Source organism: Paraburkholderia caffeinilytica, assembly GCF_003368325.1.
GTDB lineage: Bacteria > Pseudomonadota > Gammaproteobacteria > Burkholderiales > Burkholderiaceae > Paraburkholderia > Paraburkholderia caffeinilytica.
In genome coordinates this window covers 623,567-640,014 of the sequence record NZ_CP031467.1, presented here as the reverse complement: position 1 = coordinate 640,014, position 16,448 = coordinate 623,567, and the positions used below count along the sequence as shown (strand labels likewise).

Annotated in this window: 17 protein-coding genes; 14 read left to right on the top strand and 3 right to left on the bottom strand. The window is 63.6% G+C overall.

Features of this window, described 5'->3' with window-relative positions:
• Positions 1-96: 96 nt before the first annotated feature.
• The 5 genes from DSC91_RS18805 to ftsB all read left to right on the top strand — a co-directional run bounded on the left by DSC91_RS18805 (position 97) and on the right by ftsB (position 5,554).
• On the top strand, positions 97-900 hold the full coding sequence (locus DSC91_RS18805) for an alpha/beta fold hydrolase (RefSeq protein ID WP_115780348.1): 804 nt from the start codon (positions 97-99) through the stop codon (positions 898-900).
• Between the two features lie 179 nt (positions 901-1,079).
• Positions 1,080-2,741, top strand: coding sequence for a CTP synthase (locus DSC91_RS18800; protein ID WP_115780347.1), 1,662 nt, complete (start codon positions 1,080-1,082; stop codon positions 2,739-2,741).
• Positions 2,738-3,592 carry a 3-deoxy-8-phosphooctulonate synthase gene (kdsA, locus tag DSC91_RS18795; RefSeq protein WP_115780346.1) on the top strand — a complete coding sequence of 285 codons (855 nt, stop codon included), beginning with the start codon at positions 2,738-2,740 and terminating at the stop codon, positions 3,590-3,592. The genes DSC91_RS18800 and kdsA overlap by 4 nt, the downstream gene beginning before the upstream one ends.
• Before the next feature lie 138 nt (positions 3,593-3,730).
• Positions 3,731-5,014, top strand: coding sequence for a phosphopyruvate hydratase (eno, locus tag DSC91_RS18790; protein ID WP_115780345.1), 1,284 nt, complete (start codon positions 3,731-3,733; stop codon positions 5,012-5,014).
• A 108-nt stretch (positions 5,015-5,122) separates the two neighbouring features.
• Positions 5,123-5,554 (top strand): cell division protein FtsB, encoded by a 432-nt coding sequence (gene ftsB, locus DSC91_RS18785; RefSeq protein WP_115780344.1) that lies wholly within the window; start codon positions 5,123-5,125, stop codon positions 5,552-5,554.
• Between the two features lie 88 nt (positions 5,555-5,642).
• On the opposite strand, the gene DSC91_RS18780 is transcribed toward ftsB, so the two are convergent.
• The 3 genes from DSC91_RS18780 to DSC91_RS18770 form a co-directional block, all read right to left on the bottom strand.
• On the bottom strand, positions 5,643-6,023 hold the full coding sequence (locus tag DSC91_RS18780) for a hypothetical protein (RefSeq protein WP_115780343.1): 381 nt from the start codon (positions 6,021-6,023) through the stop codon (positions 5,643-5,645).
• Between the two features lie 166 nt (positions 6,024-6,189).
• Positions 6,190-7,140, bottom strand: coding sequence for an Hsp33 family molecular chaperone HslO (gene hslO, locus DSC91_RS18775; protein WP_115780342.1), 951 nt, complete (start codon positions 7,138-7,140; stop codon positions 6,190-6,192).
• A 63-nt stretch (positions 7,141-7,203) separates the two neighbouring features.
• On the bottom strand, positions 7,204-7,728 hold the full coding sequence (locus DSC91_RS18770) for a gamma carbonic anhydrase family protein (protein WP_115780341.1): 525 nt from the start codon (positions 7,726-7,728) through the stop codon (positions 7,204-7,206).
• Positions 7,729-8,058: 330 nt separating this feature from the next.
• Between DSC91_RS18770 and DSC91_RS18765 the strand changes: the two genes are divergently transcribed.
• The 9 genes from DSC91_RS18765 to bamC all read left to right on the top strand — a co-directional run bounded on the left by DSC91_RS18765 (position 8,059) and on the right by bamC (position 16,443).
• The gene (locus tag DSC91_RS18765; protein ID WP_115780340.1) at positions 8,059-8,973 is read left to right on the top strand and encodes a ferritin-like domain-containing protein; all 915 of its coding nucleotides are present in this window, start codon (positions 8,059-8,061) and stop codon (positions 8,971-8,973) included.
• 85 nt (positions 8,974-9,058) lie between these two features.
• Positions 9,059-9,943 (top strand): alpha/beta fold hydrolase, encoded by an 885-nt coding sequence (locus DSC91_RS18760; protein ID WP_115783331.1) that lies wholly within the window; start codon positions 9,059-9,061, stop codon positions 9,941-9,943.
• Between the two features lie 102 nt (positions 9,944-10,045).
• A complete protein-coding gene (locus DSC91_RS18755) occupies positions 10,046-10,876 on the top strand; it encodes a 3',5'-nucleoside bisphosphate phosphatase (protein ID WP_115780339.1) in 831 nt (276 codons plus the stop codon).
• A 158-nt stretch (positions 10,877-11,034) separates the two neighbouring features.
• Positions 11,035-11,670 (top strand): L-threonylcarbamoyladenylate synthase, encoded by a 636-nt coding sequence (locus DSC91_RS18750; protein ID WP_115780338.1) that lies wholly within the window; start codon positions 11,035-11,037, stop codon positions 11,668-11,670.
• A 47-nt stretch (positions 11,671-11,717) separates the two neighbouring features.
• Positions 11,718-12,380, top strand: coding sequence for a site-2 protease family protein (locus tag DSC91_RS18745; protein WP_115780337.1), 663 nt, complete (start codon positions 11,718-11,720; stop codon positions 12,378-12,380).
• Positions 12,381-12,386: 6 nt separating this feature from the next.
• Positions 12,387-13,589 (top strand): tryptophan--tRNA ligase, encoded by a 1,203-nt coding sequence (locus DSC91_RS18740; protein ID WP_093633534.1) that lies wholly within the window; start codon positions 12,387-12,389, stop codon positions 13,587-13,589.
• A 16-nt stretch (positions 13,590-13,605) separates the two neighbouring features.
• Positions 13,606-14,217 carry a class I SAM-dependent methyltransferase gene (locus DSC91_RS18735; RefSeq protein WP_115780336.1) on the top strand — a complete coding sequence of 204 codons (612 nt, stop codon included), beginning with the start codon at positions 13,606-13,608 and terminating at the stop codon, positions 14,215-14,217.
• A 43-nt stretch (positions 14,218-14,260) separates the two neighbouring features.
• Positions 14,261-15,175, top strand: a complete 915-nt coding sequence (dapA, locus tag DSC91_RS18730) for a 4-hydroxy-tetrahydrodipicolinate synthase (protein WP_115780335.1) — start codon at positions 14,261-14,263, stop codon at positions 15,173-15,175.
• Positions 15,176-15,303: 128 nt separating this feature from the next.
• Entirely contained in the window at positions 15,304-16,443 is a 1,140-nt protein-coding gene (bamC, locus tag DSC91_RS18725; RefSeq protein WP_115780334.1) for an outer membrane protein assembly factor BamC, read from the top strand.
• Positions 16,444-16,448 lie beyond the last annotated feature (5 nt).

The window sequence follows — 16,448 nt, the reverse complement described above, 5'->3', positions numbered from 1 at the left end:
CCGCACTGATAGAACAAACGTGCCGCCGGGACTGGGGCCTGGGTGAAAACTCAGGACCCGATCCGGCGCGCTAAAACAGAATGGAGATAGTCGCAGTTGAAAAACGTCATCCACTTCTCGCACGCGAACGGTTTTCCGGCGTCGACCTACCGGACGATCTTCGCCGAACTCGCCGACGACTATGAGCTGCGCTCGATCGAGCGTATCGGTCACGACGCGCGCTATCCGGTCACGCAGGACTGGCCGCATCTGGTCGACCAACTGCTCGACGACGTCGGCCGCTCGTACGAGCAACCGGTGTGGCTGGTCGGCCATTCGCTCGGCGGCTATCTGTCGCTGATGGCCGCGCTGAAAAAACCGCAGTGGGTGAGGGGCGTGGTGATGCTCGACTCGCCGGTGATCGCCGGTTGGCGCAGCAGCATGCTGCGCGTGTCGCAATGGACCGGGCTCGACGAGCGCCTGTCGCCCGCGGCCGCCACCCGCACGCGCCGCACGCAGTGGGCGAGCCGCGACGAGGCGTGGCGCCACTTTCATTCGAAGCCGGCGTTCGCGCGCTGGGACGAGCGGATGTTGTCCGACTACATCGACTTCGGCATCCCGCAGAGCTCGCTCGACGGCGGCCGTTCGCTCGCGTTCGACCGTCGCACCGAGTATCAGATCTATAAGACCTTGCCGCATACGCTTGGCCCACGCCTGGCGCACGGCGCCCCGGTGCCGGTGGGATTCATTGCCGGCACGCGTTCAAGGGAGGTGCGCCAGGCGGGTTTGGACGCGACCCGCCGCGCGACCGGCGGTCATGTGGAATGGATCGAAGGCAGCCATCTGTATCCGATGGAAAAACCGCTCGAAACCGCGCGCGCGGTACAGCGGATGCTGCGCGAACTGGAGCGGCGCGTCTGACTCTCCGTCCGGGTCGGGCGTGGCATCGAGGGGGCGTGCGCTGGCGAGGCGAAACGGTGCATGATCGGCGCAGGCGATTGTCGTGGCCGTAGCATCAGTGCGTATCGATGTCGCTCGGATTTTGCTGGGTCGGGACCTTGCTTTACGGTATAATCCGTTTTTCCCGCGAGCATCCAGCGATGACCAAATATGTTTTCGTCACCGGCGGCGTAGTATCTTCCCTCGGCAAGGGTATTGCCGCCGCTTCCCTCGCCGCGATCCTCGAATCGCGCGGTCTTAAAGTCACCCTCCTCAAGCTCGATCCCTACATCAACGTCGACCCCGGCACGATGAGCCCGTTTCAACACGGCGAAGTGTTCGTGACGGAAGATGGAGCGGAGACTGACCTCGACCTCGGCCACTATGAGCGCTTCATCAGCACGAAGATGCGCAAGGCCAATAACTTCACCACGGGCCAGATTTACGAATCGGTGATCCGCAAGGAACGCCGCGGCGACTATCTCGGCAAGACGGTGCAGGTCATCCCGCACATCACGAACGAAATCCAGGCGTTCATCGAACGCGGCGCGGCTTCCGCGACGTGCGGTGAGCCGGACGTCGCCATCGTCGAAGTGGGCGGCACCGTGGGCGACATCGAATCGCTGCCGTTCCTCGAGGCCGCGCGTCAGATGAGCCTGCGCATGGGCCGCAACAGCGCGTGCTTCGTGCACCTCACGCTGGTGCCCTGGGTCGCCACCGCAGGCGAGCTGAAAACCAAGCCTACCCAGCATAGCGTGCAGAAACTGCGCGAAATCGGTATTTCGCCACACGTGCTGCTGTGCCGCGCCGACCGCCGCATTCCGGACGACGAGCGCGCGAAGATCTCGATGTTCTCGAACGTGCCGGAAGACGCGGTGATTTCCGTATGGGACGCCGACAGCATCTATAAGATTCCACAGATGCTGCACGATCAGGGTCTGGACGCGATCATCTGCGAAGAACTCAAGCTCACACCGAAGCAGGCCGATCTGTCGATGTGGTCTGACCTCGTCGAAAAGCTCGAGAACCCGAAGCACGAAGTCACGATCGGCATGGTCGGCAAGTATGTCGATCTGACCGAATCGTACAAGTCGCTGATCGAAGCGCTGCGCCATGCGTCGATGCATACGTCGACCCGGGTCAACATCGAGTACATCGATTCGGAAGAGGTCGAGACGCAAGGCGTCGAGAGCCTCAGGCATCTCGATGCGGTGCTCGTGCCAGGTGGCTTCGGCCGTCGCGGCACCGAAGGCAAGATCGCCGCGATCCGCTATGCGCGCGAAGCGAAGGTGCCGTATCTCGGCATCTGCCTCGGCATGCAGCTGGCCGTGATCGAATTCGCCCGCGACGTGGTCGGCCTGAAAGACGCGAACAGCACCGAGTTCGATCAGGAAACCGAGAACCGCGTGGTCGCATTGATCACCGAGTGGTACGACCGTGAAGGCAAGGTCGAAAAGCGTACCGAAGAATCGGATCTGGGCGGCACGATGCGCCTCGGTTCGCAACGTTGCCCGATCAAGCCCGGCACGATGGCCGAAGAGATCTATGGCAAGGATGTGAACGAACGCCATCGTCACCGTTATGAAGTCAATAACCGCTTCGTGCCCCAGCTCGAGGCCGGTGGCCTTATCATCAGCGCCCGTACCCCGAGTGAAGATCTGCCGGAAATGATGGAGTTGCCGCGCAGCATGCACCCGTGGTTCGTCGGTGTGCAGTTCCACCCGGAGTTCACGTCCACGCCGCGTGACGGACATCCGCTGTTCACGTCGTTTGTCGAAGCGGCGCTCGCGCACCAGCAGTCGCGCGTTGAGGAGAAAGCATGAAACTGGGCGATTTCGAAATCGGGCTCGACAAGCCGTTCTTCCTGATCGCGGGCACCTGTGTCGTCGAATCGGAACAGATGACGATCGACACGGCCGGCCGGCTGAAGGAAATCTGCGCGAAGCTGAACATCCCGTTCATCTACAAATCGTCGTACGACAAGGCCAACCGCAGCAGCGGCAAGTCGTTCCGCGGTCTGGGCATGGACGAAGGGTTGCGCATCCTGTCGGAAGTAAAGCGTCAGCTCGGCTTGCCGGTGCTGACCGACGTGCACGCCGAGCATGAGATCGAGCAGGTCGCGTCGGTGGTCGACGTCCTGCAAACGCCTGCTTTCCTGTGCCGTCAAACGGACTTCATCCACGCTTGCGCGCGTTCGGGCAAACCGGTCAACATCAAGAAAGGCCAGTTTCTCGCGCCGCACGACATGAAGAACGTGATCGACAAGGCGCGCGATGCGGCGCGTGAAGCCGGTCTTTCGGAAGACCGCTTCATGGCGTGCGAACGCGGCGTGTCGTTCGGCTATAACAACCTCGTGTCGGATATGCGATCGCTTGCGATCATGCGCGAAACCAACGCACCGGTCGTGTTCGACGCCACCCACTCGGTGCAGTTGCCGGGCGGGCAGGGCACGAGCTCGGGCGGTCAGCGCGAATTCGTGCCGGTGCTGGCGCGTGCCGCGGTTGCTGTCGGCGTCTCGGGTCTCTTCATGGAAACCCACCCGAAGCCTTCGGAAGCCAAGTCGGACGGCCCGAACGCCGTGCCGCTGCATCGCATGGCCGATCTGCTCGAAACGCTTGTTACGCTAGATCGGGCCGTCAAGCGCGCGCCGTTCCTCGAAAGCGATTTCAACTGATTCAGGCGTTCGCGGCGTGTCACGATCGGGCTGCACAATGGTCGTCGAAAGCATCGGGGCGCGTAGTGTGCTGGGGAGACCAGCTGCGCCAGGTGCAGTTTCAAAGTAAAGAATTCAACGTCATTTCTTGAGGAAACCATGAGTGCTATCGTAGATATCATCGGTCGAGAGATTCTCGATTCGCGAGGCAACCCCACCGTCGAATGCGACGTGCTGCTCGAGTCGGGCACGATGGGCCGCGCCGCGGTGCCGTCGGGTGCATCGACGGGCTCGCGCGAAGCGATCGAACTGCGCGACGGCGAAGCCGGCCGTTACGGCGGCAAGGGCGTGCTGAAGGCTGTCGAGCACATCAACACCGAAATCTCCGAAGCGATCATGGGCCTCGACGCTTCCGAGCAGGCTTTCCTCGACAAGACCCTGCTGGAACTCGACGGCACGGACAACAAGTCGCGCCTCGGCGCGAACGCGATGCTGGCCGTGTCGATGGCCGTCGCGAAGGCTGCCGCTGAAGAAGCCGGCCTGCCGCTGTACCGCTACTTCGGCGGCTCGGGTGCAATGCAACTGCCGGTGCCGATGATGAACATCGTCAACGGCGGCGCGCACGCGAACAACAGCCTGGACATCCAGGAATTCATGATCGTCCCGGTCAGCCAGCCGACTTTCCGCGAAGCGCTGCGTTGCGGCGCCGAAGTCTTCCACGCGTTGAAGAAGATCCTGTCGGACCGCGGCATGAGCACGGCCGTGGGCGACGAAGGCGGCTTCGCGCCGAACTTCGGCAGCAACGACGAATGTCTGTCGACCATCCTGCAAGCCATTGAAAAGGCTGGCTATCGCGCCGGTGAAGACGTGCTGCTCGCGCTCGACTGCGCAGCCAGCGAGTTCTACCACGACGGCAAGTACCAACTGGCTGGTGAAGGCCTGCAACTGTCGTCGACCGAGTTCGCGGACTACCTCGCGAACCTGGCCGACAAGTTCCCGATCGTGTCGATCGAAGACGGCATGCACGAAAGCGACTGGGCCGGCTGGAAGGTCCTGACCGACAAGCTCGGCAAGAAGGTGCAACTGGTGGGCGACGACCTGTTCGTCACCAACACGCGCATCCTGAAGGAAGGTATCGAGAAGGGCATCGCCAACTCGATCCTCATCAAGATCAACCAGATCGGCACGCTGACGGAAACCTTCGCGGCGATCGAAATGGCGAAGCGCGCCGGCTACACGGCCGTGATCTCGCACCGCTCGGGCGAAACCGAGGATTCGACGATTGCGGACATCGCAGTCGGCCTGAACGCCGGTCAGATCAAGACGGGTTCGCTGTCGCGTTCGGACCGCATCTCGAAGTACAACCAGTTGCTGCGCATCGAAGAAGACCTCGGTGATATCGCCAGCTACCCGGGCAAGTCGGCGTTCTACAATCTGCGCTAAATGGATTGTTCGCTAGCGCTGACCGATGAACCGGTTATCTTTCGTTTCTGATTGACCCCGCCGCCCTGCGTATAGCGCAGGGCGGCGTGTATTTATTGTGCTTACTTCATGCGGCTTGTCACTGCTGTCCTGATCGTTCTGCTGGCGCTGATCCAGTACCCGCTCTGGTGGGGGCACGGCGGCTGGCTACGCGTGCATGAGTTGCAGCAGCAACTGGCGCAGCAACTGCAGAAGAACACTGATTCGAAGCTGCGCAACGAGCGTATCCAGGGCGAAGTCCAGGATTTGCAGAACGGTACCGCCGCAGTGGAAGAGCGCGCGCGTTACGAAATGGGCATGGTGAAAGACAGCGAAGTGTTCGTGCAGTTCGTCGCGCCGAACGCGCCGTTGCCGACTGCGAACACGCCCTCGGTCACGACGTCCACGCGCGGCGAGATGTCGGCGGCGCCGTTGCATGTGGTGCCGAATCCGGAATCGCGCGCGAAGCCGGATCGCAAGCACGGCGGGAAGGCGGTCAAAGACAAGAAGGCCGCGCACTGAGTGTGTTCAGGCTGGTCGGGCTTGCGATACATCAGTCCCAGACGGCTCGGCGTATCGACGCCTACTCTACGCGAGTGCCTGCTTCGGCTCACCAGCCCCAATACGGCGAGTAGCCTACGCCGACACCCGTACCCCAGCCGTGTCCCCAACCGCCGCCGTAATAACTGCCGTACACGTTGACAGGCGGCGAGTAATAACGCGAGTACGCTTGCGCGGCGTTCTCGGCGGCAATGGCCTGGTTCTGATCGGAGAGCACCTGACGGTCGATTGCATCGTAGCGCTCGCGTTCTTCCGGCGTGAGCGGCCGTGCGGCGCTGGCCATGCCCGCCTGGTCGGCCGGTAGCCGGCTATAAATCGGCGATGGCCCGGGTGGGTCCATCACACAGCCCGTAAGCGCGGCGGCGCCGGCGACGACCGTCAGCACGGTGAACGTGCGCACGCAATGCTGCAATGAAGTAGGGATGTTCACTTTTGATCTCCATCGGTCGGATGCCTAAGCAAAACATGCGCGGCGCGCACCGGCCACGATCCAACGCAATGATCGACGATAACGCGTCGCCCGAGCCCTGAAAAGGCCGCCGCCGGCGCGTCGTTCCGCTGCCGCAGCAGAGGCGGCACGGAACCGCCTGGCTGCTTCAGTGCCGCTGCTCGGCCGCCGGCGTCACACCTTGTGAGAGCGCATTGGCGACAAAAAGTTGCGCCACGTCGACCGGATCGAACTCGTACCGCTGGTTACAGAATTCGCAATGAATCTCCACGTGACCGCGCTCTTCGATCACGCCGTCGACTTCCTCGCGGCCCAGCATCTTCAGCATGCCGCCGACCTTTTCTCGCGAACAGCTGCATTCGAAGCGCGTTGTGGTCGGTTCGAAATGCTGAACATTCTCCTGCCAGAACAGACGGCGGAAGATGGTTGCCGGTTCTTCCTTCAGCAGTTCGTCTTGCGACATCGTGCTGCCGAGCGTGCAGACGCGCTCCCACGTGTCCGCGTCCAGTTCGCCCGGATGCGGGACGATGCCGCCGTCGCCCGGCAACTTCTGCAGCAGCATGCCGACTGCGCGCTCGGTGTTCGCGGCGAGCCACAGGCGCGTGTCGAGCTGCTCCGAATGATGCATGTAGTGCTCGAGCACTTCGGACATCGACTTGAGCGGGCCGTTCGCGCCCGACAGCGGCACGATACTTTGATACGGCTGCTGGCCGGGCTGCTTGTCGCGCGGGTCGAGCGTGATCACGCAACGGCCATGGCCGCTCGCGTTGACCAGTTCGATCATCGAGGTGGTGTCGTCGATCGTATTGCCGGTTTCACCGGAGAGCTTGGCGGTGGCGCGCATCGACAGGTCGGAGCTGCACTGCACCACCAGCATCTTGGCCGGTCCGTCGCCGAAAATCTGCATGACGAGCGTGCCGTCGAACTTGAGGTTCGCCGAAAGCAGCGCGCACGCGGCCATCATTTCGCCGAGAATTGTCCGCACGGGCGCCGGATAGTTCCGGCGCGTCAGCACTTCCTGCCACGTATTGCGCAGCGAAACGATCTCGCCGCGCACCGGCGCCGCGCTGAACATGAATTTTTGCAACTGGTCGCTCACAACTTTTCCTCGGTCGAATGACGCAGCCTGATGCCGCGCCGTGCGCGCCGCGCGCCCGGCTGGTTAGCCGATACGCACGAGCTGCGCCTTGAAATATTCGCGGCGCTCGGCATAGCTTGCCGTGCCGCGCTGCATATTGGCGATATCCGTCTCGGTCAGTTCGCGCACCACCTTGGCGGGCGCGCCGAGAATCAGCGAATTGTCGGGAAACACTTTGCCTTCAGTGACGATGGCGCCCGCTCCGACCAGACAGTTGCGGCCGATCACCGCACCATTCAAGACCACCGCCTGAATTCCGATCAGCGAACCTTCCTTGATCGTGCAGCCGTGCAGCATGACCTGATGGCCGATCGTCACATTCGGCTCGATTTTCAACGGAAAGCCCGGATCGGTGTGCAGCACGGCGTTTTCCTGGACGTTGCTGCCCGCACCGAGGGTGATCGGCTCGTTGTCGCCGCGAAGCGTCGCGCCGAACCACACGCTCGAATTTTCCTCGAGCGTCACATTGCCGACAATGTTCGCCGAATCCGCGACGAACACGCTTTCATGGATGGTCGGGGCCGCTTCGCCAAGTTTGTAAATGGTCACGCTGTCTCCTCTTGATCGGTCGATACACGCTGTGCGGGCCGGCTAGGGCGGCGAAACCGGTTGCGAAATGGGGCAGATCAAGCGAAACGCCAAAAAAGCACCCGAAAACGCCCCGATGAACCGGGTTATCCCACCGGCGCCGCGCATCAGGCGCGCGAGATGGTCGAATCGGGTATTGTAAACGGTTGTGTGGTTAGGTCGCTCGGCGCTGGCCCAGGCTCAGTCCGCCCCAGTCCGGCACAGCCCAGCGGCACCGCCCGGCGCTCGGCCTTAGCAATCGCCGCGCCTCCCGTCCTGCCTGTTGCCGTCCTCCTTGCCAACCTGGTTGCCATGATTTCCGCCGCTTCGTCCGTTCCGCCCGCTTCGCCGGTATCGAATCCCGAGCATTGCCCGAATCGCGTGGCGAACTGCGCTCGCACCGCTGCGCTGGCCGCATTGCGCGAAATCGACCCGGCCGCCAAGGCGGCTGCGGCACGCGCTTTATACGCCGCCGCGCTCGACGGCGACCTCGCATGCCGCGCCGACCTCGAACTCGCTGAGCCGATTGGCCTGCCGGGTCGTCCCGCACGTCCCGAACTGGTCGATCCGCGCAAACTGAAGCGCCGCAGCATGCAATCGGCTGAAGGGCGGGCCGTCTTGCTGCACGCGCTGGCGCACATCGAATTCAACGCCATCAACCTCGCGCTCGACGCCGTCTGGCGTTTTACCGGCATGCCCGCCGCGTTCTACACCGACTGGCTCAAAGTCGCCGCTGAAGAGGCGCATCACTTCTCGCTGCTGGTCGCGCGGCTTGCGGAATTCGGCCACGCCTACGGCGATTTTCCCGCACACGACGGCCTCTGGGACATGTGCGAGCGCACCCGTGCCGATGTGCTGGCGCGCATGGCGCTGGTGCCGCGCACCCTCGAAGCGCGCGGCCTCGACGCCTCGCCGCCGATCCGCGCCCGCCTGCAGCAGGCGGGCGACCAGGCGTCCGCAGCGATTCTCGACGTGATCCTGCGCGACGAAATCGGCCATGTGCTGATCGGCAACCGCTGGTTCCGCCATCTGTGCAACGAGGCCGGCCTCGATCCGCACGCCACCTACGCGCGGCTCGCCGACCAGTATCGCGCGCCGAAATTACGCGGTCCGTTCAATTTCGAGGCGCGCCGCGACGCCGGTTTCGACGAAGCCGAACTGGCCGCGCTAATCGCTCTGGCCGGCCTCGATACTGAACAACCGGCCACGCGGGGCTCGGACAACTGAAGCCTTTTTCCATAGCCTGGCCTCACGCATCGCCTGGTCATCTCGTTATAATCGAACGACCATTCTTTTTTTGGGCATGCCGTTCATGAATACATCCAGGTCAGAATTCGTCGCCGTGCGCGGCATCCGTCTGCACGTGCGGCGCTGGGGCAATCCGGATGCCCCGATGCTATTCATGCTGCACGGCTGGATGGACGTAGCGGCGTCGTTCCAGTTCGTCGTCGACGCATTGGGCGGCGACTGGCAGGTGATTGCGCCCGACATGCGCGGCTTTGGCCTGTCGGACTGGCCGGTCGCCGAGCGCGGCGGCGGCAACTACTGGATGCAGGACTACGTCGCCGATCTCGACGCGCTGCTCGACCACTATGCGCCGACGGGAGAAGTCAATCTGGTCGGCCACAGCATGGGCGCCAACATCGCCTGCCTGTATGCGGGCGTGCGACCGGAGCGGGTGCGGCGTGTGGTCGATCTGGAAGGCTTCGGTCTGGCGCCTTCGCACTCGGCGCAGGCGCCCAGGCGTTTGCGCAACTGGCTCGACGAGTTGCGCGACCCGCCACAGTTGAAGCGCTACGCGTCGCTGGACGACGTCGCCGGGCGCCTGATCAAGACCAATCCGCGCCTTCCTGCAGAGCGCGCGCAGTTTCTCGCGCAGCATTGGTCCAGGCCGGACGGGGAAGGCCGCTTCATGCTGCTTGCCGATCCGGCGCACAAACTGCGTGGGCCGACGCTGTACCGCCTCGACGAAGTGATGGCCGTGTGGCGCAAGGTCACCGCCAAAGTGCTGCACGTCGAAGCCGTCAACTCGCCCACGCTCGCACAGATCGCCGGGGAGATTCCGCTCGACGAATTCAAGTCGCGTTTCCAGGCTTTTCCGAACTGGCGCGAGAAGATCATCGACGAAGCGGGTCACATGGTGCATCACGACCAGCCCGAGCAGGTGGCCGCGCTAATCGAGGGTTTCTGCGCCTGAACCTTGCAAAAGGGTTTCGGCGCGGGTCCACGATCGCGAGATAGCGCTGCGGCCATTTACTGCGTTGCAGTAAAATGAGTACAGAACTTTCTCAAGACAAAGATGAACGCCGACCTTCACTGCCACTCCACCGTTTCTGACGGCCAGTTTGCGCCGGCCGATGTCGCGCGCCGCGCGCACGCGGGCGGCGTGACGCTGTGGGCGCTGACCGACCACGACGAAGTGGGTGGTCAGCACGAGGCGCGCAGCGCCGCTGAGGCGCTGGGCATGGGCTACCTGAGCGGCGTGGAGATTTCGGTCACGTGGGCGTCGCGCACGGTGCACATCGTCGGGCTCGGTGTCGATCCGACCAGTTCGATCCTGATCGACGGCCTCGCGCGCACCCGTAACGGCCGCGCGGCGCGCGCCGAAGCCATCGGCGAGCAGTTGGCCGCGCTCGGCATCCCCGACGCCTACCAGGGCGCGCTCAAATACGTCTCGAACCCGGACATGATGTCGCGCACGCACTTCGCGCGCTTCATGGTCGAAAACGGCTACGCCAGCTCGACACAGGACGTGTTCAACCGCTTCCTCGGCGACGGCAAGCCGGGTTACGTGTCGCATCGCTGGGCGAAACTGGCGGACGCGGTCGGCTGGATTCAGGCGGCCGGCGGCGAGGCGATCATCGCGCATCCGGGGCGCTACGCGTACTCGCCGGTCGAATTCGACGCGTTCTTCGCCGAATTCATCGACCTCGGCGGCAAGGCGATCGAAGTGGTGACGGGCAGCCACACGCCGGACCAGTACCGCGAATACGCTGACGTCGCGCGCCGCTTCGGCTTCGAAGCCTCGCGCGGTTCCGACTTCCATGCACCCGGCGAAGGCCGTGTCGATCTCGGCACGCTGCCGCCGCTGCCTTCCGACCTCAAGCCCGTCTGGGAACGCTGGCTGTGATCGCGCGCCGTGCCGCGGCGGCACGACATGCGCGAATGGCTCCGTCCGAGAGGCGTGTGCTTTCGCCCGATCTTCCGTCCGGCTTTCCGGCCGATTTCTGGTCTGCCTTTTCCGTCCGCTTTTTCGTCCGTCGTCACCCGTAGCCATCGTTAGTCAAAATGTCCCAATACTTTCGGCTTCATCCGGATAACCCGCAGCCGCGCCTCGTCAAACAGGCCGTGCAGATCATCAACGACGGCGGCGTCGTCGCGTTGCCGACGGACTCGAGCTACGCGCTCGCCTGTCACCTCGACGACAAGGACGCGGTCGAGCGCCTGCGGCGCATTCGCGGGCTCGACGAGAAGGCCTTGTTGTCGCTGCTGGTGCGCGATCTCTCGGAGCTGGCGAACTTCGCGATGGTCGACAACCGGCAGTACCGCCTGATCAAGTCGGTCACGCCGGGTCCTTACGTGTTTGTGCTGCAGGCCACCAAAGAGGTGCCGCGGCGCCTGTCGCACCCGTCGCGCAAGACCATCGGCCTGCGGGTGCCGGATCATGCGATCACGCTGGCGATTCTCGAAGAACTCGGCCAGCCGCTGCTCGGCTCCACGCTGATCATGCCGGGCGAAACCCAGCCGCTGAACGACCCGGAAGAAATCCGCGAGCGGCTCGAGAAACAGTTGGACCTGGTGATCGACGGCGGCCCGTGCGTGTGCGAGCCGTCTACCGTGATCGATCTGACCGGCGCGGAGCCGGTGCTGGTGCGGGCAGGGCGCGGTTCTCTCGCGCCCTTCGGTCTCGAAGAGACGGCATGAGTGAAAGCGGACAGACGCACGCAATCGCGTTGTTACAATAGCGAGTTATGGATTCTTCCCTGATACAAACCATTGCGGTTTACGCGTTGCCGGTGATTTTTGCGATCACGCTGCATGAAGCCGCGCATGGCTATGTCGCGCGCTGGCTCGGCGACAACACCGCGTATGTGCTCGGCCGCGTCTCTCTCAATCCGATGCGGCACATCGATCCGCTCGGCACGATTGCGATTCCCTTGCTGTTGTACTTCGCCACCAGCGGCGCATTCATGTTCGGGTATGCGAAGCCGGTGCCGGTCGCCTTCGGCAATCTGCGCAATCCACGTTGGGGCAGCCTGTGGGTCGCGGCCGCCGGGCCTGGCTGCAATTTCGTGCAGGCGCTGGTCTGGGGCCTAGTTGGCGTCGCACTTGCCGTCGGGGGGATCGACGAGCCTTTCTTTACGCGCATGGCGGCCGCCGGCGTCGGCGTGAACCTCGTGCTCGGCGTGCTCAACCTGTTTCCGCTGCCTCCGCTCGACGGCGGCCGCGTGCTGATGGCGCTGTTGCCGCCCCGGCAATCGATCGCGCTGTCGCGCCTCGAACCGTACGGCTTTTTCATCGTGATGGCGCTGGTCATGACGGGCACGCTTACGCGCTATTGGCTGAGCCCGCTCGTGACGCTTGGCTACGGTGCGATTACCGCAATTCTGACTCCACTTGTTTCGCTTTTCTAAATAACCATGTTCCCAGACCGTATCTTCTCCGGCATGCGGCCCACCGGGTCGCTGCACCTCGGCCACTATCACGGCGTGCTGAAAAACTGGGTGCGGCTGCAGTCCGAATACCCGTGTTTCTTCTGCGTGGTCGACTGGCACGCGCTGACGACGCACTACGAAACGCCCGAAGTGATCGAAAAGAACGTGTGGGACGTGCTGATCGACTGGCTCGCCTCCGGCATCGATCCGGCGCAGGCTACGCTCTTCATCCAGAGCAAGGTGCCCGAGCATGCGGAACTGGCGCTGCTGCTCGGCATGAGCACGCCGCTCGGCTGGCTCGAACGCGTGCCGACCTACAAGGAGCAGCAGGAAAAGCTGAAGGACAAGGATCTGTCCACCTACGGTTTCCTCGGCTATCCGGTGCTGATGGCGGCGGACATTCTGCTGTACCGCGGCTCGCTCGTGCCGGTCGGCGAAGATCAGGTGCCTCACGTCGAAATGACGCGTGAAATCGCGCGCCGCTTCAACTACCTGTACGGCCGCGAACCGGGCTTCGAAGAGAAGGCCAACGAAGCCGCGAAGAAGCTGGGCGGCAAGCGCGCCAAGCTTTATCACGAACTGCGCAACGCCTATCAGCAGGAAGGCGACGACGAAGCACTCGAACAGGCGCGCGCGATGTTGCAGGAATCGCAGAGCCTGTCGATGAGCGACCGTGAGCGTCTGTTCGGCTACCTCGAAGGGTCGCGCAAGATCATTCTGGTCGAACCGCAGGCCATGCTGACCGAAGCGTCGCGCATGCCGGGTCTGGACGGCCAGAAGATGTCGAAGTCGTACGGCAACACGATCGGCCTGCGCGAAGACGCGGAAACGATCACGAAGAAGGTCCGCACCATGCCGACCGATCCGGCACGCGTGCGCCGTACCGATCCGGGCGATCCGGACAAGTGCCCGGTGTGGCAACTGCATCAGGTCTACACGGACGAAGCCACGCACGAGTGGGTGCAGAAGGGCTGCCGAAGCGCGGGTATCGGTTGCCTCGAGTGCAAGCAACCGGTGATCGAAGGCATTCTGCGCGAGCAGCAGCCGATGCTCGAGCGCGCGCAGAAGTACATGGACGATCCGTCGCTGTTGCGCGCGATCGTCGCCGACGGCTGCGACAAGGCCCGCAAGTTCGCCACGGAAACCATGCGTGACGTGCGCGAGGCGATGGGCCTGTCGTACAACTGATCGCGGCGCTGACGTGATGAGCACGCCCGTTGCCATGTCGGACGGTTCCTCGCACGGAAACGGCGAACCGTCGCGCTGGGTGCGTCACTGGGCGCATCTGGTCGCGCCGGGCGGCGCGGTTCTCGACGTGGCGTCGGGGGCCGGTCGGCATGCGCGGTTCTTTGCGTCACTGGGCCATCCGGTGACCGCGCTCGACCGCGATGCGGCCGCACTGGACTTGATGCGCGGCGAGCCGCTCATTAGCACCTTCGCGGCCGACATCGAAGGCGCTGCGTGGCCCTTGCCTGCCGACGCGAAATTTGCCGCGATCGTGGTCACGAATTACCTGCACCGGCCGCTGTTTCCTCAGCTGTTACGTTCGCTCGCGCCCGGCGGCGTACTGGTTTACGAGACCTTCGCGCAAGGCAACGAAAGGGTTGGAAAACCGTCTAACCCGGCGTTTTTGCTCGCGCCCGGCGAGCTGCTCGAGGTGGTGCGCGGCCATCTTCGTGTGGTCGCATTTCAAGACGGATTTCTCGCGCAGCCGCGCCCGGCTTACGTCCAGCGGATATGCGCAATTATGGAGGCGGATCGCTCAGCCGAGCGCGCAGAGGCGGCGGCCCCGCCTTGTTACGAGCTGGCTGGCTAATCCGCTACAATCGCGGTTTACCTGATCAAATTCATGGCGTTTCATGACTAACGGCAATCAAAGCAGCACTGACGGCGTTCAGATTCGCGGCAGCATTCCTGCCATCATTACTCCGATGCTCGAAGACGGCGGCCTCGATCTGCCGGCGTTTCGCAAACTGATCGACTGGCATATCGCAGAGGGCACGAACGCGCTGGTCGTGGTCGGCACGAGCGGCGAGTCGGCCACACTGTCGGTCGAGGAACACGTGCTGATGGTCAAAACCGCAGTCGAGCACACGGCGGGCCGGATTCCGGTGATCGCGGGCTCGGGCGGCAATTCCACGACCGAAGCCATCGAGCTCACGCAGCAGGCGAAGGACGTCGGCGCGGACGCCACGCTGCAGGTCGTGCCGTACTACAACAAGCCGACCCAGGAAGGCATCTATCGCCACTTCGCGAAGATCGCCGAAACCGTCGATCTGCCGGTGATCCTGTACAACGTGCCGGGCCGTACGGTCGCGGACATGAGCAACGAAACGATTCTGCGTTGCGCGCAGGTGCCGGGCATCGTCGGTGTGAAGGAGGCGACGGGCAATATCGATCGTGCCGCGCACCTGATCAAGTCGGCGCCCGCGCATTTCGGCATCTACAGCGGTGACGATCCCACGGCGATCGCACTGATGCTGCTTGGCGGCCACGGTAACATTTCGGTCACCGCGAACGTCGCGCCGCGCGCCATGAGCGATCTGTGCAAAGCCGCGCTTGCCGCGGACGCGAAGACCGCTCGTGAGATTCATCTGAAACTCCTGTCGCTGCATAAGAACCTGTTCATCGAGTCGAATCCGATTCCGGCGAAATGGGCGTTGCAGCAACTGGGTCGTGTGCAGGGCGGAATCCGCCTGCCGCTCACGCCGCTCGACGCGCAATACCACGAAGTGGTGCGCGGCGCGCTGCGCGAAGCGGGTCTGCTGGGCTAAGCGGGCTCAACCCGCACCCCCAGCGCTCAAGAAAGCCTGCCACCGGCATTCCCTTAACCGACGTCGATCCAGCCCACGTTCCCGGCACACAGAACCAGGCACCGCGTTCCAGCATCACGAAGGACCTCATGAAACGTTCCGCACTTTCCCTCCACGCAACCCGCATGGCGGCGCTGGCGCTTGCCTTGGTAACGCTCGCCGGCTGTGACACGCTGAACGACTGGTTCGCCTCCGACCGCGTCAACTACAAGGGCGCGGGCAGCGCACCGCCGCTCGCCGTTCCGGGCGATCTGAGCACCACGCCGACCGATCAGCGCTACGTGGCGCCGCCGGCCAATCTGGCGCTGGGCGGCGCGCAGCAACGCGCGGTCACGGCAGCGGGCAATTCCACCGAAGGCCGGCCGAATGCGCAAGACCCGCTGGGCATGCACATCGAGCGTGACGGCGATCGTCGCTGGCTGGTGGTCGACGGCCGCACGCCGGAGCAACTGTGGCCGCAACTGCAGGAGTTCTGGCAGGAAAACGGCTTCGCGCTGAAAACCGATGCGCCGGCTACGGGCATCATGACCACCGACTGGGCTGAAAACCGCGCCAATATTCCGGACGACTGGTTCCGTCGCACGGTCGGCAAGGTGATCGACTTTGCTTACTCGTCGGGCACCCGTGACAGCTTCCGCACGCTCGTGTCGCGCGGCCCGGCTGACACAACGGACATCTCGATCACGCATAGCGCGATGGAGGAAATGCTGACGGGCCAGGACAAGACGTCGTCGCGCTGGGAGGAGCGTCCGCGCGATCCGGCGCTGGAAGCGCTGTTCCTCGCCAAGCTGATGCAGAAGTTCGGCCTGACCGACGCGCAATCGAAGCAACTCCTGACCGATGCCCGCCCGGCCGCGGCGCCGGCCACGATCGACCAGAGCGCGGGTGCGTCGACGCTCGATTTGCAGGAATCGTTCGACCGTGCATGGTTGCGCGTGGGCCTCGCGCTTGACCGCACCAACTTTACGGTCGACAACCGCGATCGCGCGAAAGGCATCTACTACGTGCGTTACGCGGACTCGATGCAGGAGCTGAAGAAGGAAGGGCTGTTCGGCAAGCTGTTCTACAGCGGCAATTCGGCGAAGAAGCCGGGTCAGGAATTCCTCGTCAATGTGCGCTCGAAGGGCGACACCGTGACGCAGGTGGCGGTGCTGGACGCGAACGGGCAGGTGGATAACTCGTCCGACGCGCAGCGCATCGTGACGTTGCTGCACGCACAACTGAACTAAGCGGG